25 protein-coding genes and 2 tRNA genes are annotated in these 21,413 nt (G+C 33.7%); 20 read left to right on the top strand and 7 right to left on the bottom strand.

What is annotated here, in order from left to right; genetic code table 11:
* Positions 1–48: 48 nt before the first annotated feature.
* Positions 49–1,509, top strand: a complete 1,461-nt coding sequence (gene argH / locus K5783_RS06135; RefSeq protein WP_297473021.1) for an argininosuccinate lyase — start codon at positions 49–51, stop codon at positions 1,507–1,509.
* Between the two features lie 15 nt (positions 1,510–1,524).
* Here the strand turns inward: argH and K5783_RS06130 are convergent.
* A tRNA-Lys gene (locus tag K5783_RS06130) sits at positions 1,525–1,598 on the bottom strand.
* Positions 1,599–1,694: 96 nt separating this feature from the next.
* Between K5783_RS06130 and K5783_RS06125 the strand changes: the two genes are divergently transcribed.
* The 6 genes from K5783_RS06125 to K5783_RS06100 all read left to right on the top strand — a co-directional run bounded on the left by K5783_RS06125 (position 1,695) and on the right by K5783_RS06100 (position 4,947).
* A tRNA-Asp gene (locus K5783_RS06125) sits at positions 1,695–1,772 on the top strand.
* Between the two features lie 275 nt (positions 1,773–2,047).
* Positions 2,048–2,350: a hypothetical protein gene (locus tag K5783_RS06120; RefSeq protein WP_297473018.1), complete on the top strand. Its 303-nt coding sequence runs from the start codon at positions 2,048–2,050 to the stop codon at positions 2,348–2,350.
* 214 nt (positions 2,351–2,564) lie between these two features.
* Entirely contained in the window at positions 2,565–2,936 is a 372-nt protein-coding gene (locus K5783_RS06115) for a response regulator (protein ID WP_297473016.1), read from the top strand.
* 16 nt (positions 2,937–2,952) lie between these two features.
* Entirely contained in the window at positions 2,953–3,357 is a 405-nt protein-coding gene (locus tag K5783_RS06110) for a response regulator (protein WP_297473014.1), read from the top strand.
* Between the two features lie 329 nt (positions 3,358–3,686).
* Positions 3,687–4,289 (top strand): response regulator, encoded by a 603-nt coding sequence (locus K5783_RS06105; protein WP_297473012.1) that lies wholly within the window; start codon positions 3,687–3,689, stop codon positions 4,287–4,289.
* Positions 4,290–4,311: 22 nt separating this feature from the next.
* Positions 4,312–4,947, top strand: a complete 636-nt coding sequence (locus K5783_RS06100) for a transcriptional regulator (protein ID WP_297473010.1) — start codon at positions 4,312–4,314, stop codon at positions 4,945–4,947.
* A gap of 144 nt (positions 4,948–5,091) precedes the next feature.
* Here the strand turns inward: K5783_RS06100 and K5783_RS06095 are convergent, their stop codons facing one another.
* The gene (locus K5783_RS06095; RefSeq protein ID WP_297473009.1) at positions 5,092–5,772 is read right to left on the bottom strand and encodes a winged helix-turn-helix domain-containing protein; all 681 of its coding nucleotides are present in this window, start codon (positions 5,770–5,772) and stop codon (positions 5,092–5,094) included.
* Positions 5,773–5,865: 93 nt separating this feature from the next.
* On the opposite strand from K5783_RS06095, the gene K5783_RS06090 reads away from it, so the two are divergent.
* The 3 genes from K5783_RS06090 to K5783_RS06080 all read left to right on the top strand — a co-directional run bounded on the left by K5783_RS06090 (position 5,866) and on the right by K5783_RS06080 (position 7,705).
* Entirely contained in the window at positions 5,866–6,639 is a 774-nt protein-coding gene (locus K5783_RS06090) for an SIMPL domain-containing protein (protein WP_297473006.1), read from the top strand.
* A gap of 615 nt (positions 6,640–7,254) precedes the next feature.
* Entirely contained in the window at positions 7,255–7,413 is a 159-nt protein-coding gene (locus K5783_RS06085) for a hypothetical protein (RefSeq protein WP_297473004.1), read from the top strand.
* A gap of 133 nt (positions 7,414–7,546) precedes the next feature.
* Complete coding sequence (locus K5783_RS06080; RefSeq protein ID WP_297473002.1) at positions 7,547–7,705, top strand: hypothetical protein; 159 nt, start codon at positions 7,547–7,549, stop codon at positions 7,703–7,705.
* 157 nt (positions 7,706–7,862) lie between these two features.
* Here K5783_RS06080 and K5783_RS06075 read toward each other — a convergent pair whose 3' ends face one another.
* Positions 7,863–8,684, bottom strand: a complete 822-nt coding sequence (locus K5783_RS06075) for a ParB/RepB/Spo0J family partition protein (RefSeq protein ID WP_297473000.1) — start codon at positions 8,682–8,684, stop codon at positions 7,863–7,865.
* 306 nt (positions 8,685–8,990) lie between these two features.
* Between K5783_RS06075 and K5783_RS06070 the strand changes: the two genes are divergently transcribed.
* From K5783_RS06070 to K5783_RS06050, 5 genes are all read left to right on the top strand, one after another.
* Positions 8,991–9,854 carry a hypothetical protein gene (locus K5783_RS06070; RefSeq protein WP_297472998.1) on the top strand — a complete coding sequence of 288 codons (864 nt, stop codon included), beginning with the start codon at positions 8,991–8,993 and terminating at the stop codon, positions 9,852–9,854.
* Positions 9,855–9,877: 23 nt separating this feature from the next.
* Positions 9,878–10,768 carry a TFIIB-type zinc ribbon-containing protein gene (locus K5783_RS06065; protein WP_297472996.1) on the top strand — a complete coding sequence of 297 codons (891 nt, stop codon included), beginning with the start codon at positions 9,878–9,880 and terminating at the stop codon, positions 10,766–10,768.
* A gap of 37 nt (positions 10,769–10,805) precedes the next feature.
* Entirely contained in the window at positions 10,806–10,931 is a 126-nt protein-coding gene (locus K5783_RS06060) for a hypothetical protein (protein WP_297472994.1), read from the top strand.
* 234 nt (positions 10,932–11,165) lie between these two features.
* Entirely contained in the window at positions 11,166–11,927 is a 762-nt protein-coding gene (locus tag K5783_RS06055; RefSeq protein WP_297472992.1) for a hypothetical protein, read from the top strand.
* A 12-nt stretch (positions 11,928–11,939) separates the two neighbouring features.
* Complete coding sequence (locus K5783_RS06050) at positions 11,940–13,016, top strand: glutamyl-tRNA reductase (RefSeq protein ID WP_297472991.1); 1,077 nt, start codon at positions 11,940–11,942, stop codon at positions 13,014–13,016.
* A gap of 3 nt (positions 13,017–13,019) precedes the next feature.
* Here K5783_RS06050 and K5783_RS06045 read toward each other — a convergent pair whose 3' ends face one another.
* The 4 genes from K5783_RS06045 to K5783_RS11255 all read right to left on the bottom strand — a co-directional run bounded on the left by K5783_RS06045 (position 13,020) and on the right by K5783_RS11255 (position 15,984).
* Positions 13,020–13,187 (bottom strand): DUF1059 domain-containing protein, encoded by a 168-nt coding sequence (locus K5783_RS06045; RefSeq protein ID WP_109876491.1) that lies wholly within the window; start codon positions 13,185–13,187, stop codon positions 13,020–13,022.
* Positions 13,188–13,296: 109 nt separating this feature from the next.
* Entirely contained in the window at positions 13,297–14,139 is an 843-nt protein-coding gene (locus K5783_RS06040; RefSeq protein WP_297472987.1) for an FAD-binding oxidoreductase, read from the bottom strand.
* Between the two features lie 128 nt (positions 14,140–14,267).
* Complete coding sequence (locus K5783_RS06035) at positions 14,268–15,068, bottom strand: inositol monophosphatase family protein (RefSeq protein ID WP_297472984.1); 801 nt, start codon at positions 15,066–15,068, stop codon at positions 14,268–14,270.
* 865 nt (positions 15,069–15,933) lie between these two features.
* Entirely contained in the window at positions 15,934–15,984 is a 51-nt protein-coding gene (locus K5783_RS11255) for a hypothetical protein (protein WP_366939170.1), read from the bottom strand.
* Positions 15,985–16,275: 291 nt separating this feature from the next.
* Between K5783_RS11255 and K5783_RS06025 the strand changes: the two genes are divergently transcribed.
* From K5783_RS06025 to K5783_RS06005, 5 genes are all read left to right on the top strand, one after another.
* Positions 16,276–17,433, top strand: coding sequence for an AAA family ATPase (locus K5783_RS06025; RefSeq protein WP_297472980.1), 1,158 nt, complete (start codon positions 16,276–16,278; stop codon positions 17,431–17,433).
* Positions 17,430–17,741, top strand: a complete 312-nt coding sequence (locus tag K5783_RS06020; RefSeq protein WP_297472978.1) for a hypothetical protein — start codon at positions 17,430–17,432, stop codon at positions 17,739–17,741. Before K5783_RS06025 ends, K5783_RS06020 begins: the two co-directional genes overlap by 4 nt.
* A gap of 105 nt (positions 17,742–17,846) precedes the next feature.
* Positions 17,847–19,394, top strand: a complete 1,548-nt coding sequence (locus tag K5783_RS06015) for an acyl-CoA carboxylase subunit beta (RefSeq protein ID WP_297472975.1) — start codon at positions 17,847–17,849, stop codon at positions 19,392–19,394.
* Between the two features lie 6 nt (positions 19,395–19,400).
* Positions 19,401–20,888, top strand: coding sequence for a biotin carboxylase N-terminal domain-containing protein (locus tag K5783_RS06010; protein WP_297472972.1), 1,488 nt, complete (start codon positions 19,401–19,403; stop codon positions 20,886–20,888).
* A 6-nt stretch (positions 20,889–20,894) separates the two neighbouring features.
* Entirely contained in the window at positions 20,895–21,407 is a 513-nt protein-coding gene (locus tag K5783_RS06005) for an acetyl-CoA carboxylase biotin carboxyl carrier protein subunit (RefSeq protein WP_278974791.1), read from the top strand.
* Positions 21,408–21,413 lie beyond the last annotated feature (6 nt).

Genomic DNA, 21,413 nt, shown 5'->3' with positions numbered 1-21,413 from the left:
TGGGCAAAAGCGTCGATGCTATATATAACCATTCTAGAACCTTAGATAATGTATCGTTCACGTCTTGGTACTGATTTGAGTGATATAACTTTAGATTATGTTTCATCAATTAATGATGATTCTGAAATTGCTTATTATGATATTATTGGAAGTCAAGCTCACACTTTGATGTTATATCAAAATAACATAATTACAAAAAATGATGCAAAAAAGATCTTATCTACATTGAATTTTTTAAAAAATGAAAAATTTGATGTATCATCAGGAGCAGAAGACATTCATGAATTAATTGAATCACTAGTTATCAAAAAAGCTGGTATGGCAAGCGGTGGCAAGATGCATACTGCAAGATCACGTAATGATCAAGTTTCTTTAGATATGAGAATGAAAATTAGAGATGATATTAACATCATTTGTAGTTGTCTTTTAGATACTATTGAAGCACTAGTTTCGGTTGCTAAAAATCATCAAAAAACAATCATGCCTCTTTACACTCATCTTCAGCAAGCTCAAGCTGGTTTGTTTTCTCATTATCTTTTAGCTCACGCAGATGTATTGTCTAGAGATTTTCAGAGACTTTATGGAACCTTTGAACGAGTAAATCAAAGTCCACTTGGTGCAGGACCTGTTGGTGGGACAAGTATTCCTATTGATAGACATAGTACAGCAAAGATGCTTGGTTTTGACGATGTTGTTGAGAATTCTATTGATGCAACAAGTACGCGTGATTTTGTAGCTGAATATATTGCAATGATTTCAATTTTGATGACCAATCTAAGCAAGATGTCTGAAGATTTTGTAATTTGGTCAACATCTGAATTTTCTTTTATTGAGCTTGCTGATGAATTTACGTCTCCATCTAGTGTTATGCCACAAAAGAAAAATCCAGATATTTTAGAATTAACCCGTGGTAAAACATCTGAAATTATTGGCAATCTTACTGCAATACTTACAACCATCAAAGGTTTAGCATCTGGTTACGGACGTGATTTACAACAGATTAAATCTTCTATTTGGTCAACATCAAAAACATCCATCAGTGCATTGTTGATACTAAAATCTATACTTCTTACTTTGAAAGTAAATGAAAAACAAATGAAAAAAGTTACTGAATCAAGTAATCTAATTGCGCTTGATATTGCTGAAAAATTAGTTAAGGAAGGAATTCCTTTCAGAGTGACTCATCAAATTTCAGGATCTTTAGTCCAGATGGCTTACCAATCAAAAAAATCTATTTCAAAATTAACTCCAGATCAAATAAAAAAATCTGTGTCTGATACTAAGGTTGATCCAAAACTTGTATCGAAAATCATCTCAAATACTACTGTTGTTTCTTCTTTGAAGGATAGGAAATCATTTGGATCTTCGGGATATGATGAACAAAAAAGAATGATTTCTGACAGAACTCAAAAGATTAATCAATATAGAATAGATGTCACTAAAAGAGAAAATAAAATTAGTTCTGCTATTGAATCATTGACAAAACAAGTCAATGAAATTATTGAATAAAATAAAGAAAAGTAGCGGGTCTAAAGGGATTCGGACCCTTGACAACCGGATTAAAAGTCCGGTGCGCTACCTGGCTGCGCCATAGACCCTCATCAAAAATGCTTTTCGCGTATAATTTAGTCTTTTACAAAATTTTTTGTTGTGACAGAAACTTTTAATCTGGCAATTTTGTTCAAACAACTTGTGCCCTTGTAGTATAGCCCGGTCTAGAATTCGGCCCTGTCACGGCTGAGACGCGTGTTCAAATCCCGCCGAGGGCGCCATCAATTCTCTTTAAATTCCTACATTACAAAAGAGAATTATTGAGCCAAAAAGCCTCAAATCCAAAAAATATCGGCATTTATGACTATGACAAGCGAATATCAAGAACCATGATTCTACTCAACAAGGAACTATGGCAATAAATTATCATTCTGATTTAACAGTATATAAAAACAAGGTAACACGCAGAAATAATTATCCTATATACTTTCATGTTTGAAAATTATTAATGAAAAATATCTACGTAGTTTATAAGCAATTTAGAAGAAGAAGTGATATGTCTGCAATAAATAACAGATCTGATAAAAAATCAAGTAAAAACACTACCTTCATCATTGCCGGAGTAATTGCGTTAGGAGCTGGTCTTCTTTTTGCATATTTGATGTTCTATACTGCACCTGAGCACAATATGGAGATGGTCAAGGTAATTGCAAATACTGAAAGTGGTTGTATTGCTGAAACTATGGATGGCTTTGCAGTAAATATTGGCGATTGTAATGCAGAACCAGGCAAATATGTCAATGCATTAGTTGATCAAAAAACAAAAGAACGCGCTGCCTTGATGAATCCTACAAATTAATTTTTTTGCAATAATCAATCTACAACGTAACAATGTCTGAAACCAGACAGATTATTCTTGTAGAATGGGAGTATCTTGCCAAGAAAATCTAATGTTGGCGTTGTGTAATCTAACTTCCAAGAATATAATATCGTATGAGTCTAATAAAATTTTGATATTGTTTGGATTTTTTATACAGACACAATATCATGTGGTAGTAACATCATAACAATTCATGGGATTGAGTGCTTTAGTTATAGATGACTCTAAATTCATGAGAGAAAGCATCAGAGAGACGCTATCTTATTTGAAAATTGGCTCAATAATTGAGGCTAAAAACGGCATTGAAGGAGTCAGGGCTTTTATTAAACACAGGCCGTCTTTGGTGACACTTGACTATGAGATGCCAGGCCTAAACGGCATTGAGACTGCAATAAAAATTCGAGAAATCGACAAGAACGTCATGATGATAATTGTCACCTCCATCAAATCAAATATGATAGCAGTAAAAAGCGGAAAGATTCCAAATCTAGGATATGTTACAAAACCCATAGATCCAATCATGATCAAAGAAGCATTATCTAAACTAAGACAGGATGTTAATTGATGTGGAAAAAATGAGCATGAAAACAATGAATCCGTTACGATTTTGTAAAATTCTCATAGTTGATGATTCAGCATATATGCGAACGTTCATTAAAAGAACCCTCAGTGATGCACAAATTGGAAGTAGATATTATGAGGCAAATGATGGAAAAGAAGCAATTTCAAAATATATTGCTTTCAAACCCGATGTAACAATAATGGATATCATAATGCCCAACGTTGATGGAGTAAAAGCTTCAATGGCCATAAACCACTATGATCCTAATGCAAAAATCATTGTCATATCTGCAAAAGAAAATAAAGAAACAGTAGAAGATGTAGTTAAGAAAGGAGGCGCCAAGGACTATATTCTCAAACCATGTGATTCAAGTGCAATTGTAATGTCTGTATCAAAGCAAATAGTAATGAACAGACACAGGTAATAATCGCCTTGAAATCCCTGAAGACATTCTATTCCAAATGATGTCATTAAAAAATACCTGCGATTGATCTAAATATGGACATCTGTGTTTTATTTTATGCCATTTAGTCCGCCAGATAGATGCAAAGCCAAGTGCGCTGATGATGAAAAAAGATGCTTATTGTATGAAGGACACACTATATCGCATTACTTTGGAAATAAAAAACCTCTCACTCAGTTTTGACTTCTTATTGATCTGGATAATTATTAACATGATATAATAATGTAACACGATAAAGTATGAATATAACATGTTAACATTATATATTGTGACTGGGAGAAAACTGTACAATGGTTAGCTGTATTGTAATAGACGATGATCAAAATATTGTGGATCTGTTTTGCGAACTATTATCTATAATCAAAGTAGATGTTCTGGCCAGAGGATATGATGGCAGAGATGCAGTCAAATTGTATGAAAAACACGTACCTGACATAGTTTTTACAGATTTGCAGATGCCTGCATATGACGGATTGTATGCAGTTGAGAATATAAAAGAGAAATACCCAGATGCGAAGATAATCATGGTTACTGGAGACATTAATGCCACAGAATCTGAACTTCTTGAATCGTTAAATGTACATGTAATTGACAAACCATTTGATATCCATACAATAAAACAAACAGTAACAGATGTTTTTCTTGATGAAGATCGCAAATCATCAATTAAGATTCAATACATGTTCAAAGAGGATGATTCCGTTTACTCATGTGTGGTAACTTATGAGCAATACAAGAATTTGAAAATATTGCCAATAATCCAAGAATGTAAAATCATAGGGCCTGAGCAAAACAATCTTGAATCATATACAGAAAGTATGCAGAAAGCACTAGATTTAGCATGCAAGAACAATACGACGAACATTCGCAAATTATCGGAGATTGTAGGTTGATTTTAAACAGAGGAGAATTAATATGAAAGTATTACCTCATGAAGGTATGTCTGGAGTGGATTCCCTTCTTGCAGAATCATTGGAAAGAATAATTCGAGACAATTTGGGTGAAAATACATTTCGCAAGATACAGGATAGGCTATTTGAAAAATTTGGCATATCAATTACTTCTGCAATGAGAGAGTTTGACAAGATAGACCATGTTTTGAGGGAATTTTTTGGCGCAGGCGCAACGGGTCTGGAAAAAAAATTCCTCAAGGAGATTTGTAGCATCAAATCAAACAAAGACAAATCTGAGAAGAGATTTGCAATATCTGATTCAAAAATTAGCCAATCAATCATAAAGGCGTTCTGTGATGATGAAATGTCAAAAATTCTCAACGCATCAATTGGGGAACCATGGACAATTTCTGAAATTATTGAAAAGCTAAACCTTCCTAGAACTTCAGGATACAGGAAAATCAATTTCCTCATAGAACAGGGATTGCTTGTAAAAACTGGATTTGGCTTTACAGGAAACAGAAGAGCGGTAGATAAATACAAATCATTGTTTGATAATGTGAACATTGATTTTAACAACAAAGTTACAGTCAATGTTCAGTTTACGCCAGAAGTTGTCAGGAATAGCTCTATTCTCCAAACTGTTTATGGTGAATAAATGAAATCAATGTATAACAGTTTTAGAGGTAATTCGGCATTGTTCCCTTATCTGTTATTCGTACATGAAATTTATTCATAAGCAATCTACGACGTAAGTGTGCAGAAATTATTTTTTATGTGTTTATATAATGATCAGTTCCAGCTAGTTGCACTTTGCAGCGTTTAATTTTTGTTTGATTATTAATTCAATTATCAATCCTGAAACTACGACTGAAAGAACTACAACTACAGACAATAAAACCCCAATTTGCGGATCAGATGAGCTTAATGGTAATGTGTCTTGTATATTTTCTGACTGTTCAGGGATTGAACGCATCATCATAGACTCTGATGATTCAGATATCTTAGATGATGCCTTGGATTGTACTGCTGGAATGCTAGTCTGATTTTGAAGAAATTGTGATGAAAACCATGCTGCAATTGAGACTCCCCCAAGCGTTGCGAGTCTATGAATTCTTGTAAAGGAATTAAACAGTGATTTACTTTTCTTTGCAGATTGGGTCATGGCAGTAGGAAGAATTACAATTGCAAATTTGTCAATTGTGTAATATTTCATGTCATGTGATTTTGAGTTTTTACCAACATTTGTAATCTTTACCACTTGAGCTGATTGCATTTTTTTTAAATGGTGTATTACCAGTGGTAAAGACATTTCTGTTCTTTGTGCTATTTGGTTTGCAGTAAGTGATTCATTAAACAAAATCTTGAGAATATTCCTACTCGAATCAGATGACAGTATTTCTCCAATTGTTTTTAGTTTTTCATCTTCAGTAGATAAAATATCTACCCTGTCCGATAAATCTGGAATATCATCTGAATTCATTGAACCATTGTTCTTCTAACTTGTGTTATTAAGATTTCTGGTTAAATTGAAATTTAATCAAACCTTATTTTCAAAATATCATTACCTAAAGTCATGAAGAAATCAAAACAGCTAGTTATTGCTATGCTTGCAGTACTTGCAGTGTCTATTTCTTTTGGAGCATTGTATCCTGAGGCAAGTGCACAACCGGCATCAATTCTCTCATTGGAAAAGACCATATCAGTTACAGGCATGGCAACAGCATCAGTAGATCCTGATCTTCTGAATGTCACTTTTGGCATAGAAATTCAGAAACCTACTGCAAAACAAGCACTAGAGGAAAATTCCAAGATGATGGAGAATGTAATTTCAGCACTAAAATCTGTTGGAATTACAGAGTCAGAAATTAGTACATCTTCTTTGAATATCTACCCTGTCTATGAATATATCAATGATGAGTTTTTGGGAATTCAGACAAGAGAACTTGTGGGATACAAGGTGTCAAACATTCTCTCCGTAGAAACAGAAAAACTCAATCTTGCAGCATCCATCATAGACAATGGTGTGGATGCAGGAGTAAACAGAGTTGATTCTGTGTATTATTCTCTATCTCCACAAAAACAAATGGACCTCAAAGATGATCTATTAGAACAAGCAATAACAAATGCAGAATCAAAGGCAAAAAAAGCATTAGCTCCACTTGACCACACTGTAATTGGAGTAAAGAGCATTTCCCTTTCAGAATTTGGAATGCCATACCCACAACCAGTGTTTAGTGGAGATTTTGCAATGGCTGAATCAAAGATTATGTCCTCAACTCCGGTGTTTTCTTCCGAGCAAGACATCACAACATCTATTCAAGTTGTGTTTCTTATCGGAAGCAACTAATTTTTTTATATTCAACTTTTAAATGACTTGCGTTATTTTCCAAGTTAGCTTGGATTTCTGATTGCTGTTAAATGATAGTATTGGAGTTTTCACAATATTTCAAAAATTAAAACTATTTGACTCTGTTCTTTTGAAAATTATGAATATCTAATTTGGTATGATGAAATTTAGTATTAGTTGTTTGAATAATCTCTTATATTTTGTATTCTGATATCTGATTTACTATTGAGAACTAATCAGAATCATTGCCCATTGGTACTAGTAACTACCAATCATTGTTTGGTAATGTGAATATTGATCTTAACAACAAAGTTACAGTCAATGTTCAGTTTACGTCAGTATATATCACAGGGCAACTTGATAGAGTATGTTTAAAAAAATAATTGAAAAACTGAAATTTGGTTCTTGTAAAACCACCGCCACAACTGACGTAAATACACTCACTGCATCTGAAAAAAAGAAATCAGAGGATGCAGAAAAATAGATGAAATACAAATGCCCTAAATGTGATTTTCATTGGATTGGAACCTCATACACATTTGACGAGGTTCGTCAACATGAAAAAAATCATATAAAAAACAATGTAATTAAAACAGTCAGGAAACCTGTGCTCTGATGTCTATTTCTCCTAAAGGCACTAACATTCTTGGCTTGTATAGAAAATGTGAAGAAGTAGAATGTCCTAGACTGATCCCATGTCCGTATGTGAGATGTCAGGAACATAGAACAGATATGGCAATAAAAGACTGGATAGTCTCGCATTTAGATCCATGAACAGTATACCCTAACCAATTAACTAACTCTGTTATGATAAAATTGAAACATTTGGAAATACTATAATAAAAAAATCCGATGATCGCGTTATACAATAAATCTTAAATGGGTTTCTTTTTTGGACATTTTTTAGTTGACTGATGAAATTATTAAAAACATTGAGAAATTTGGTCTGAAAATCAATCATATGTTAAATCACATGAATAAAAAAGAATTAGAAAACATCAATCAGGCAATAATTGAATACAAAAAGAATCTACAAAATTCAGATTATATAGATTACATGTATTGATCATTTTTTATTCTAGAAATGACATATTATGGTATGAGACTAGTAAAAAAATGTGTAATATGTAACAAAGAGTTTATCGGATTTGAAAAATATTGTGATGTCGGATGCCTAGAAAACATATTAGATGAAAAATAATATCTGTTAAGATGAAAAAATTCTATCGTGTTCTACTTTTTTTACGTTTTAGATAGTCTGATATTATCTTGCCTGCTAATTCATCCGGCTGTATGTCCTTCTTGTTTGATTCAATTGCTAGTTTTTTGGCATTTGTTTTGGATAACTTCAATGATATATTCTGTTTGACTCGAAGAGATCTTGCACGTTTCAAAAGTTTCTGATGCGATGATTTTGGAGTCTGAGACAATGCGATGAGATATTTTTTCCGTAAGGTATGATCCAAACTGGATATTCTTTGAACTATTTTTTCAGCTTTTACTACATTTGGAACAATAAAGTATAATCTTGTAATTTCGTCTCTTGAAACTAGTGAAGGTACTAATAATTTCAGTCTTTCAGGAACACCTGCAAACCCAAGATATTTGTTTAATGTTGCAGGTGACATTCCCATTGATTTTGCAGCTGATGATTTGCCAACCTGTTCAGTCAAAAACTTACACGCGTCTGCAATTTCTCTGTGGTTCATATCGTTTCGATGAATGTTTTCAACTACCGATGCAGCCTTTGCATTTTCAAGATCATACTCTGTTTTTTTACTAAGCAAGTGTACTGGAATCTTTTTTGCCCCCAGCCTTTTCATTGCTGCAAGTCGCCTCTGTCCCGACATTAACAAGTATGTATCTTTGTTTTCTTTTTGTACTAAAGGCGGATTCAACAATCCTTCATTTTTGATAGATTTTGCCAGTTCTGAAATATTTTCTCTGTCAAGCTTTCGTGCCTGAGCTTCTTTCCATATTTTGATCTGTTTTATTGGGATTTCTCTTAATCTATATGAGATTTTAGGTTTGTATCTCCTCAACACTAATTTAAAAACATCATCTTTAATGTAATCATTGGTCTATTGAAAATAATCAAAACTCTAATTCTTTCAACACATTTTTTGTTGATTTATGAGTACTGTGAAAATTGAAAAATTAACTTCCTGAGCTCAATCCTATGGTTCTGTTTCGTTGGGGGACATATTCCTCGTGTTTTCAGTTGGAGCATGAGAATTACTGTATGTCCAAAAATATGGATTATTCCTTATATTCACTTTATGATGTTATTACAATATCCAACCATCTCATCGATGGTTTTATAACGGGTGGCATGATAACATTTTGCCAACATGGAAGAGCTGGCAGTAAAAAAAGATTTTACAAACATTTACACACAGAAATTTCCAAATGCATATCTCAAAGAAATGAAGAGGTTAGACTATCGCATTCCTGATAAAACAAAACCGTTGTATCTTTCTATTGCAAAACAACTTTACAAAAAGCTTTCAAAAAAAATTAACATTATGGATATTGGAAGTTCTTATGGAATCAATTCTGCGCTAATGAAATATGATTTGAAAATGTCTGAATTAGATGATTTCTTTTTAGAACAAGAGCCTTCAATTGAACAATCAAAACAAATTTTTGAAAATCTTTCATATGATGACACCCTTGATTTTTATCAAATAGATATATCTGAACCTGCACTCAAATTCTCTGAAAATATGGGGCTTTGCAAAAAAGGAATATGTGTCAATTTAGAGTCTGGGAATCTACCCATCAAAGATATCCCACGATCTGATATGATAATTGCAACTGGCTGCATTGGCTATATTGGATACAAGGCATTCTCAAATCTTTTTGAATTAATTAAAAAACAGCAATCTGAATCTGATTTGGGATTCTTAGACAAAGACCCTGTCTTTGCGTTCTCCGTTTTGAGGATTTTTGATATGGACAAAATTGAGAACACCTTCGATCATTATGACTACTCTCTTGTAAAAAGTGACCTAAAACCAATCAGACAGAGAAGATTCTCAGATTCTGAAGAAAAACACAAAACAATCTCTCTTTTGCATAGCAAGGGAATTGATACAAAATGGCTTGAAGATGATGGTCATTTTTATGCCGATTTTTACATTGCAAGCCCTAAAAGACTTGAAACCAGTTTAATTACAATGTCTGAAAAACTGAAGAGACATGCAGAACACTAGTGCAAAATATTTTTGATTTTATTATGAGTTTACAAGAAACAAAATGTCCTAGATGTGGAAAAAATACTGTGATTACAGATGTAGACTCTCAGGAAGTATTCTGTTCCAACTGTGGTGTGGTGCTGGATGAAAAAGTAAATGACAGTAGATCTGAGAGGATATTTACAAATTCTACCACAAGCAGATCTCATACTGGTGATAAGACAACCTTGGCACGACACGATCGAGGTCTAAGTACTATGATCAATCCCTTTGACAGAGATTCTTCTGGAAATCCATTGTCTGCTTCAATGAAATCTTCTTTGAAACGCCTTCGAAAATGGGATAATAGAAGTCATATGAAAAATAATGATGAGCGAAATCTTCAACAAGCATTATCAGAGCTTTTAAAATTAAAAGAAAAACTGTCCTTGCCTGACGCAGTTGTAGAAAAAGCATCTTACATCTATAGAAAATCTTTGGAGAAAAAACTAATCAGAGGACGTTCTATTGCCGCCCTTATTGCAGCTGCTCTTTATGCTGCATGTCGTGAATCTGAGACTCCACGTACATTGCAAGAAATTGCATCGTCAATGGGAATAAAAAGAAAAGAACTTACTGCAAGCTATAGATTAATTTTCAAAGAATTAGAACTGAAAATACCCGTTGCTGACTCTGTTTCATGTATTGCAAAAATTGCAAGTAATGCTGAATTGTCAGAAAAAACAAAACGACATGCCATGAAAATTCTAAAAAAAGCAGAAAAACAAAACGCTCTTGCTGGGAAACATCCTATGGGATTAGCTGCATCTGCGTTATATCTTGCAAGTATAGATTTGGAAGAAAACCGAACTCAAAAAGACATTGCCGATGCTGCAGGCATTACTGAAGTAACAATAAGGAATAGGTGTAAGGGTCTCAGGACAATACTATGACACAAATATTCAAAACTTGTGAGTTGTTTTAAAAATCATGGTAAAAGCAGATCTTAGAGTGTGTACGGATTGTGGTTGTATCTTTAACAGAGCGATAGGGTTGAAAACAATCCCTAATTGTCCTGCATGTGGTTCTGGAACTTATGAAACTTTGGAATTATAGAATTTTATGTCTCTTTTATCACAAAATAATAGAAGTCCTTGGACTCATGCCTAAGTCAATAAAAGTATCGAACTGATCTCATAAACCCTGATGAGGGTACATCATATTTTCTATTATTCCTGATTTGAGTTTTTTTATCGCGATCAATCAGAATTTTCATGATTGAAGACAAAAAACTAGCGCTTTGAATTATCTACAAGAATATTAAAATTCAGGCAATTTTAGTAAAATTTGATGTCTGAAGAGAAAAAAGAATCTGTAGATTCGTCTTCTGATGAGACATCCGTCAAAGATACTGCTGTTGGTGTTAAAGCCGCTGAAGAAGCAGCAGCAAAAGCTGTAGAATCTGCTGAAGCAGCAGTAGAAGAGGCTGAAGAAGCAAAAGCAGCTGGAGAAACAAAAGCAGCTGAAGAAGCAATTGCAAAAGCAGAAGCAGCAGCAAAAGCTGTAGAATCTGCTGAAGCAGCAGTAAAAGAGGCTCTTGCAAAAGCAGAGGCAGCTAAAGCCGAAGCAGAAGCAGCAGCTGAGGAAGAATACAAAGCAATAGCTGCTGAAGTTAAAGCCGATGCGGCAAAGAAATCTGATTACACGTTTAAGAGACAAGGTGAAGAAATATTCAGACGGGAAATGGGTGAGCCTGAATTCTTCTTAAATAAAAAAGACAGATTCCCTAGACCAATCCTCTCACAAGAAGAACAAGAATCCCTAACAAGACAAGCAGAGATTCCTCAGGATCAAACTCCTGTATATGTTCCAGAACATGTACTTAGTCCAGAATTTGGCGGAGTTTCAAATTACGAGCGTGGTGTTGATTCATTTTTAGAAGAATCAAAAATAAAACTTGAAAAATTAAAAAATAATCCTAATGCATCTGAAAAAGAACTTAAAGATGCTGAAAATGAAATTATTTATTTGGAATCTTTACATGAAAATTTCTATATCGGAATGAATGTTTTTAGAACAGCCAAAGGTGGACGGGATAAAATAAAGGCATAATGGGTGGATGATTTGAGCAAAATATCTTTTGATGTGATGAATGCAAGAGTAACTTTCAAAAATGTCCCTATACATACATTATCCAAATTTTCCTTTAAAGATGTGAACGCTGCATGTACAGAGTTTAAAAAAATTCCTGGTGTTGAGGAATGTGTGATTATTCAATCGGCAACTCGAGTTGAAATTTTTACAGTTAGTAATGTTGAAACTGATGATTCACCTGATGCAAGAAGACCTGAAGGTAAAGTACTTGTGTTAAATCAAATTAAAGACACTTGGATATCTTTATCTTCATTAGAACAAATTGATATAGATCATTTTGATCAAACTCTGGAGGTTTACAAAGGTGATGATGTATATCTTAATCTTTTACGATTAACTTCTGGTTTAGATGCCTTAGTTGTTGGATGGCAAAATGTATTTGATGATGTTGTTAACGCAATTACAAATGCAAAAAATGCTGGTACATCAGGACCAATTCTAAATAAATTATTTGAAAGCGTAATTCGATTATCAACTAGAATGAGGGACACAACAGGAATTTCAAAAGATGTTGTATCTTTAGGTGATGTTGCGGTGAAACTTGTGGATGAAAAAGCAGGCCTTGATTCTAAGAAAAAAGTGTTACTTATTGGAACTGGTGAATCTGCAGCAACACTTGTAAAGGCTTTAGATAAAAAGGGTATCTCATTTGATGTCACAAGCAGAACTCTTGAACGTGCAACTGGTTTTACAACTATTCTGGGTGGAACCCCTATAGATTTTAACGATGTTTTAACAAGTTTTGATAAGTATGATATTGTTTTTGTTGCAACTACATCTGATTACTTCTTAATCACATATGATAGAATTAGATTAGTGATGGAAGAAAAAACAAAAGGTACCCTCATTTTAGATTTATCTGAACCTCGAACTGTTGATGAGGGGATTACTGCTCTCCCCGGAATCAAATTATTGTTTAGAGATCAAATTGCGGAAATTTATGAAGAAAGTGTCAGGACTAGAACTGGTATTGTTCCAGCAGTTGAGAAAATCATTGAAAAAGAATTACCTGTTTTGTCTGCTAGAATGAAAAGATTCGATGCTTAATTTTTACAAGCCTTGTTTTCTTAAAAGAAATTGCATAACGGCTTCTTTAGAATAATCTATTCCATGTTCGTCATCTGTGTGTGTTCTAAAGTTTTCAATAACTTGTTCCATTTCACCATCTGCAACAAAATCACATTCAAAACCGTAATCTCTACACTTCAGTTGTGCCATGTTTTGATGAAAAATAATCAATATAAAAATCCACAGGTATGCATTAATTCAACTATTCTAGGTTTCATGGATTGAGAAACTTGCATACCTGATGATTCTTTTGAGAAACTCATCCGTAAGACTCATACTTTATAGCAAAACTACCATCTGGCTTTTTTTCATGTTCTGTCACAAATCCCTTTGGTCCTAAATGTTCCATTACGCCATCAATAGTTCCTTGATAACCACAAATGTAGATGATTGTATTTTCTGGAGTTATTTCTTCACCCACCATTTCTTCTACTGGTGATAATCCTGTTTTTTTATTGGGTTGGAAAAACGACTCTACTCTTCCAACATGACCATTCCATGATCTATTGAAATACTCTTTTGGTCTGCTAATTGCGGCTCTATATCTGAAATTCCATTTGTCTCTTCCTCTTTTCTCACTTTCTAATTCTAAATCAGTTAAGAGGCGTTTGTAGCTTAATTCGTCTACATAACTTGCACCATGCAAAACAATTACTTCTCGTTTATCATTTGTATCGTGGAAATGTTTAGCAAATGCAATAAATGGTGCTAATCCTGTGCCTCCTCCTACGCAAATTACTCTTCTATTGTCTTTTTGTCCATTAGGCAGCTTGTCACTAATTTGTAATGCAGCACCTGTTGGTTCACCAAGGTACACTTCATCGCCAACGCTAAGATAAAACAATTCAGTTGTAACCCTCCCTGGAAGTGGCTTCCTTACCCATCTAATTACAAATTCAAAATAATCTCTATTTTCTGCATGTGATGCAATTGAGTATGCTCTTCTTACTATTTTTTTTTCTGACGGTATTGGAAGTCCTATTGTTAAAAATTGACCTGTTTTATATTGAGGCATACCATTTTCTGGTACTAGTCGTATGATTACTAGATCTTCTTTTAGTAACTCACTATAGACGACCTTTGCTTTCATCTCAGTTACCATACAAGAAGTTTTTTCGTGACTTTGGATAAATATATTTCTGTTATGATTGATTCAAAAGTTTCAACACCGTTCTAACTTATCAAATTAACTGCTAAATTTATCGATATGATTCAACTAAATAAAATCTGTTATTGATCGATTAATGACATTATTTCGTCAAGAATTTTCTGATTCGATGCTGCAATGAAAGAAATCCTTGCATCATAACTGAGATCTGCATCTAGTGGATTCAAATCTGCATCTAATAATAATCCTCCAGCTTCTTTTACAATTAGATATCCTGCAGCAATATCTTGAATTCTAATTTTTCCTCGTAAATCAATAAAAATATCAAGCAACCCTCTAGCAAAAAATGCCATTTCTAAAGCATTTGCCCCAAAATGTCTAAGATGTTCGTGTTTCTCAAATATGGGAAGTAATCGCTTAACCAAATCAGTTGATGCCCCAGATATGTTTACTCCCACTATTTTGTATATGGGATCATTACTACGAACTTTTATTTGCTGATCGTTAAAAAATGAACCATTGTTTTTTGAAGCCCAATACATTTCCCCATTTGCCAGATTTGTAATTACGCCATCAGTGATTGAACTTAGTTTATTTTCAGTTGCAAATGCCAATGAACTGCAAAAAAATGGAACCCCTCTAACTGCGTTTGCAGAACCATCAATTGCATCCATTATGATAAACCCCTTGGGATTGTCTGATAATTCCACTCTTCCACATTCTTCACCTAAAACAATACATTCAAAATTAATTTCTTTAAGATAATCTAAAACTGTTTTTTCAGCAACCATGTCTATGTTTCTTGAAATATCTCCTCCTGCACCTATTCCAAAATCTCCTGCAGCATGTTCTGTACCTGCAAGATTCTTTACATTTTCAAAAATTCTATTTGATGCTTCCCTGAGAATATCCACTGTTTGCATAATGAATATTTTTTACTTCGTAATTTAAGTGAAGAAAATTTTTTGTTTTGAAAGCATAAATAACAATAAAGAAGCTTACGTTTGTGAGTGGTAAAGATCAATCTGTTGTGAGTAAAGAATCTCTGATGAGTACCAAGCCTGGAAAACAAATAATGAAACAGGCTCTGTTTAAATCAAAAGGTTTCAAATTATTTAACAAGTACAAGGAAGAAACAGAAAGTGAATTTCCTAACTTTGCAGAAAGATTCGCACAAGGACTACTAAATGAAATAAAATCTGATACAAATCCTAACTCTACTCAACAAGCCTTTGGTGATGAAGTAGGTTCAACTGAAATTATTCTTAATGCATCTGAAATTGAGCCTATAAAATCTAAATTAGAAACCATTGAAGTTATGCGAGATAGAGTAAACCGAATATTAAATTCTAATTTTGTAAAAATGACATTTCCTGTTTTTAATGGATTGTTTGATGCTGCGGCAGAATATTCTGGAAGGAATGATCCTCAATTAAAACAAGATGTTGTTGAAGGACATATTCTGGCAATTGATTTGAGTGAACCTATGGATAGAATTGTAGATAAAGATGAAGACTTGGAATTTCTTGACGATTACAAACTCATGAATCCTTATATTCTAAAATTAGCTAGAGATAAAATTTCAAAAGGTGGTGAACAAGTTCTAAAAGAATTTGAAGACGGATTTAAAGATGCTAGAGTTGGACAGTACTTAGATGAGAAATTAAAGTCAAAACCAACTACTATTACTGAAGAAGAAATGACTTTATCTTACAAAAAATACCGTGCTGTCATGGGAACTGCCGGTAGAAATATGGCTCTTGCTGAACGACCTTTGGGAGAAATTTTCTATTTAGGTATGGCAAGAGCTGCCGAAGGTGTTGGGTGCGGAAATGAAATTGAAGATTCTATAAAAAATGGATTTGTAAAAATCCCTTCCTGGCCACTTTACTATTCTTTGTTGGCAAATGATGTGAAAAAAGGATTCGAAATAACCATGGAAAAAAGTAATCTGTATTTGCAAGATGCAAGGCTAACTCTAGAATTATTGCCTCAAGATTTCACACACAAAGAATTTCTGGAATTTTTATTTTTAACTGTTGAACATTACAATCAATTTTGGTACAATAAATTACAAAAGATCAACAAATGGTCTGAGTTCAACTCTAAACTTCCTAAGTGATAAAATTGATGTGGTCTGAAAAATACCGACCTCAGAATATTTCTGATATGGTGGGAAATGAAGAATCGCGTGCTGCAATTATGGAATGGTTTGCAAAATGGAAAAAGGGTACCAAACCTCTTCTTCTAGTTGGCCCACCAGGTATTGGAAAAACTACGATTGCGTATCTTGTGGCCAAGCAATTTGGATATGATATGATTGGACTAAATGCAAGCGATGTTAGAAGTAAATCTAGAATTAATGAAATCCTCATGCCTGTTCTGGGTAATGTTAGCGTACTGGGAACTCCGATGATTTTTGTTGATGAAGTTGATGGAATTCATGGACGTGGTGATTATGGTGGAGCTTCAGCACTTGTTGATATTTTGAAAGAACCTACAGTACCAATTATTCTTGCAGCAAATAATGATACATCCGATAAAATGAAAAGCATCAAAAAAGTAGTTAAAGTAATCTATTTCAAAAAAATTCCTCCTAGGTTACTTCGAGTCTATCTTGAAAATATTCTGAAAAAAGAAAATGCAAAACTAAGTCCTGGTTCATTAATCAAAGCAATTGATAAATCTAAAGGAGATATTCGTTCAATGATTAACTTTGCCCAATCTTTAGTTACTGGTTTTAATCCTCAAACCGAAACAACTTTTGAAAATATCAACGTCGAAGATGGTGTAAATGCTTTCTTTAAAGCAAATTCGATTGAAGAAGCTAGAATTGTTTTATATTCAATGCAAATTGATCCAAGGGAAAAAATTAATGCGTTTTATTCCAGTATTATCTCTAGTACTTTGGATAACTCAAGTCTTGCAAACTATTTGGAAACTATTTCAAATGCTGATATGCTTTTTGGAAAGATTATGAAAACTCAGAATTGGAGACTTTTGAGATACCTAAATGATATTCTGATAAAATTATATAAAAATGATGATCGAATTAGATATGCACAATACAATCTTTCATGGCCATTACTTAATAGAATTCGTTGGGATGGTGCAAAAATCAAATCATTATCATCTGTAATGGCAAAAAAATTACATATGTCTTCAAGTGCTTGTGTAACTTTGTGTCTTCCTTATGTTTTATTTTGCATTAAAAATAAAACTCTGGAATTAGAACTCGAAGAAACTTTTGGAGATATTATTGAAAAGGAGATTGAACTAATTCAATGAGTTGGCGAAAAATTCCTATGAAATTTCCAGGCACATGTATTGTCTGTAATGAAAAAATAGAAATCAATGAAATTGGATTGTGGGCAAAAGGATTAGGTGTAAAACATGAAAAATGTGCTCAAATTAATGAATTACAATGTAGCGTTTGTGGAGGATCAGCTGGTTGTCTTCAATGTGAATTTCAGGAAACTTGTGATATTTCTAATGTTTCCCAATTATGTATATGTAAAAAGTGCAGTGAAGAAAAAGATGCTTTTATTTCTTATCAGAAATCCACCCACAAGAAATTTCCAATTCTTAACTCTTGAAATTCTAAAAAAACAATGATCTATGAATTTTTGCCAAAATCACATGATATTTTAATTCTAAAACTAAATTAATATAGTAAACCATCCTTGAGTTAGATCACTGTTATGCATTCTGAAAAGATTGAAGGATATACTAAAAGAAATAACACAGCATTACAAGGCGGGGGACAAGATAGAATCAAAGCCCAACATGATAAAGGTAAATTAACTGCCCGTGAAAGAATCGATCTTTTACTTGATGAAGGAACTTTTACTGAAATTGATCCATTAACTACACATCATTACCACGAATATGAAATGCAGAAGAAGAAATTCTTTACAGATGGTGTTGTTGGAGGTTATGGAAATGTAAACGGTAGGCAAATCTTTGTCTTTGCTTATGATTTTACTGTTCTTGGTGGAACCCTAAGTCAGATGGGTGCCAAAAAAATTACTAAATTGATGGATCATGCAGTAAAAACTGGTTGTCCAATTATTGGTATTATGGATTCTGGTGGTGCAAGAATTCAAGAAGGAATTATGAGTCTTGATGGATTTGCAGATATCTTTTATCATAATCAATTAGCTTCAGGAGTTATTCCTCAAATTACTGCAAGTATTGGTCCTTCAGCAGGTGGTTCTGTATATTCTCCTGCAATGACTGATTTTGTAATAATGGTGGAAAAAGTCGGAACAATGTTTGTTACCGGACCTGATGTGGTTAAGACTGTTCTTGGTGAGGAAATTTCATTTGATGATCTTGGTGGAGCCATGACACATGGTTCAAAAAGTGGCGTTGCTCATTTTGTTGCACAAAATGAGTATGAATGTATGGATTACATCAAAAAATTAATCTCTTATCTGCCTCAAAACAATGCTGAAGCACCTCCAAAAATCAAAACTGATGATGATCCAAATAGATTGGATCACAATTTGATCAACATCATCCCTGAAAATCCTTTACAGCCTTATGACATGAAAGAAATTATTAATTCAATTGTAGATAATCATGAATTCTTTGAAGTACATGAACTATTTGCACCAAATGTTGTTGTAGGTTATGGAAGAATGGACGGTCAAGTTGTAGGAATTGTTGCTAACCAACCAATTCATCTTGCAGGCGCACTTGATATTGATTCATCAAACAAAGCAGCAAGGTTCATTCGATTTTGTGATGCATTTAACATTCCAATAATTACTCTGGTTGATACTCCAGGATACATGCCAGGATCTAATCAAGAACATAACGGAATCATCAGACATGGAAGTAAGTTACTATATGCATATTGTGAAGCAACTGTTCCAAGAATTACTCTAGTAATTGGAAAAGCATATGGTGGTGCATACATTGCAATGGGAAGTAAAAATCTTAGAACTGATATTAATTATGCATGGCCCACTGCTAGATGTGCCGTTTTGGGAGGAGAGGCAGCAGTTAAAATCATGTATAGAAAGGAACTTGATTCTGCAGATGATGCAGAAGAACTAAAAAAACAATTAATCGGTGAATTTGCAGAAAAATTTGAGAATCCATACGTTGCTGCATCTCATGGAACTGTTGATAATGTAATTGATCCAGCTGAAACAAGGCCTATGCTAATCAAAGCATTACGTATGCTTGCAAACAAGCGTGAAAAACAACTTCCAAGAAAACACGGAAACATCAATTTGTGATAGAACATGATTGAGAAAGTACTGATTGCAAATAGGGGGGAAATCGCTTTACGTGTTATTAGAACTTGTAAGGCACTTGGAATCAAAACTGTTGCAGTATATTCAGATGAAGATTACAACTCTATGCATGTAAAACAAGCCTCAGAAGCATATCATATTGGAGAAGCAGCTCCTGCAAAATCCTATCTTAATCAAGAAAAAATTCTTGAAGTGATGTTATCTGCAGGTGCTGATGCTGTTCATCCCGGTTATGGTTTTCTTTCTGAAAATGATGATTTTGCAAGATTATGTGAGAAAAATAAAATTAATTTTATTGGTCCTTCAGCTGATTCAATGAATCTCTGTGGAGATAAAATGAGATGTAAAGCTGCAATGCTAAAAGCTAAAGTTCCAACTGTTCCAGGAAGTCCAGACTTGGTAAAAGATGTTGAAGAAGCTGTATCTATTGCAAATGATATTGGATATCCAGTTTTACTTAAATCAGTTTATGGTGGTGGGGGACGTGGAATTAGACTTGCAAACAATGACAAAGAACTACGAGAAGGATTTGTATCCGTTACTGGAGAATCAATTGCGGCTGTAGGAAAATCTGCAATACTGGTTGAAAAATTCCTAGAGAAAACAAGACACATTGAATATCAAATGGCAAGAGACAAGCATGGTAACACTGTTCATATCTTTGAGAGAGAGTGTTCAATTCAAAGACGTAATCAGAAATTAATTGAACAAACCCCCTCTCCTGTCGTCGATGAAGAGATTCGTGAACGTATAGGTGAAATTGTTTGCAATGCCGCAAAAGCTGTAGATTACACAAATCTGGGTACAGCAGAATTTCTAAGGGCTGATAATGGTGATTTCTATTTCATTGAAATTAATGCCAGATTACAAGTAGAACATCCAATTACTGAATATGTTTCTGGATTAGATTTGGTAAAATTACAATTAGATATTGCAAATGGCGAGGAAATTCCATTCAAACAAAGCGATTTGAAAATGAATGGATATGCAATAGAATGCAGAATTAATGCCGAAGATACTTTCTTAGACTTTGCACCCTCAACAGGACCTGTTCCAAATGTTACAATTCCTGCAGGTCCAGGTGTTAGGTGTGATACCTACTTGTATCCTGGTTGTACAGTATCTCCATTTTATGACTCACTTATGGCAAAACTTGTAACATGGGGCCAAACATTTGAGGAATCAAGAACAAGAATGCTTGCAGCATTAAATGATTTTTACATTCAAGGTGTTGAGACATCAATTCCATTATACAAAACAATTCTGTCTTCTGAAGAATACAAAACTGGTCAACTTTCTACTGATTTCCTTAAACGATTTGATATGATTAATCGATTGACTGAAGACCTAAAGAATGAAAAAATTGATAAAAGTGAAGCTGCAATTGCTGCGGCAATAATTCATTCTGAATACCTTAAGAGTCGTATACAAAATGATGCAACTGCAAGCTCTAATTGGAAATACAAATTGGATTGATGATAAATGGATTACAAAATAACTGATATTGAAAAATCATTTGAAGGAAAAATTCTACAAAATCTAGGAAATAATGATTATGTAATTAAAGTAAATGATAACGAACATCAATTAAAAATTATTAGTATGAATTCAAGCGGAATTGAATTTATTTTAGATCAGAAATATCATAACGCAAAATATCTTGAACAATCAACCAATGAAATGAATATTGTTGTAGATAATGTTCCAATTATTATTAATCGTCACTCTCACTTTGATGAAGTAGTTTACAAACATTCAGGTGGAGCTGGTGCAGGTAATGCACAGTTATCATTGAAGAGTCAAATTCCTGGTAAGGTTGTTTCGATTGCAGTATCTGAGGGTGATTCGGTAAAGAAAGGTGATGTTATTTGTACACTAGAATCAATGAAGATGCAAGTTTCGGTAAAGGCTCACAAAGATGGAGTTGTAAAATCTATCAAAATTAAAGAAACAGCAACTGTTGCCAAAGGCGACCCTATTGCTGATATTGAATAAAAAAAT

The sequence above is a fragment of the Nitrosopumilus sp. genome, assembly GCF_025699125.1.
Taxonomy (GTDB): Archaea; Thermoproteota; Nitrososphaeria; order Nitrososphaerales; family Nitrosopumilaceae; genus Nitrosopumilus.
Note: the sequence above shows the minus strand (reverse complement) of the source record. Positions and strands in the feature narration are given on the sequence as shown.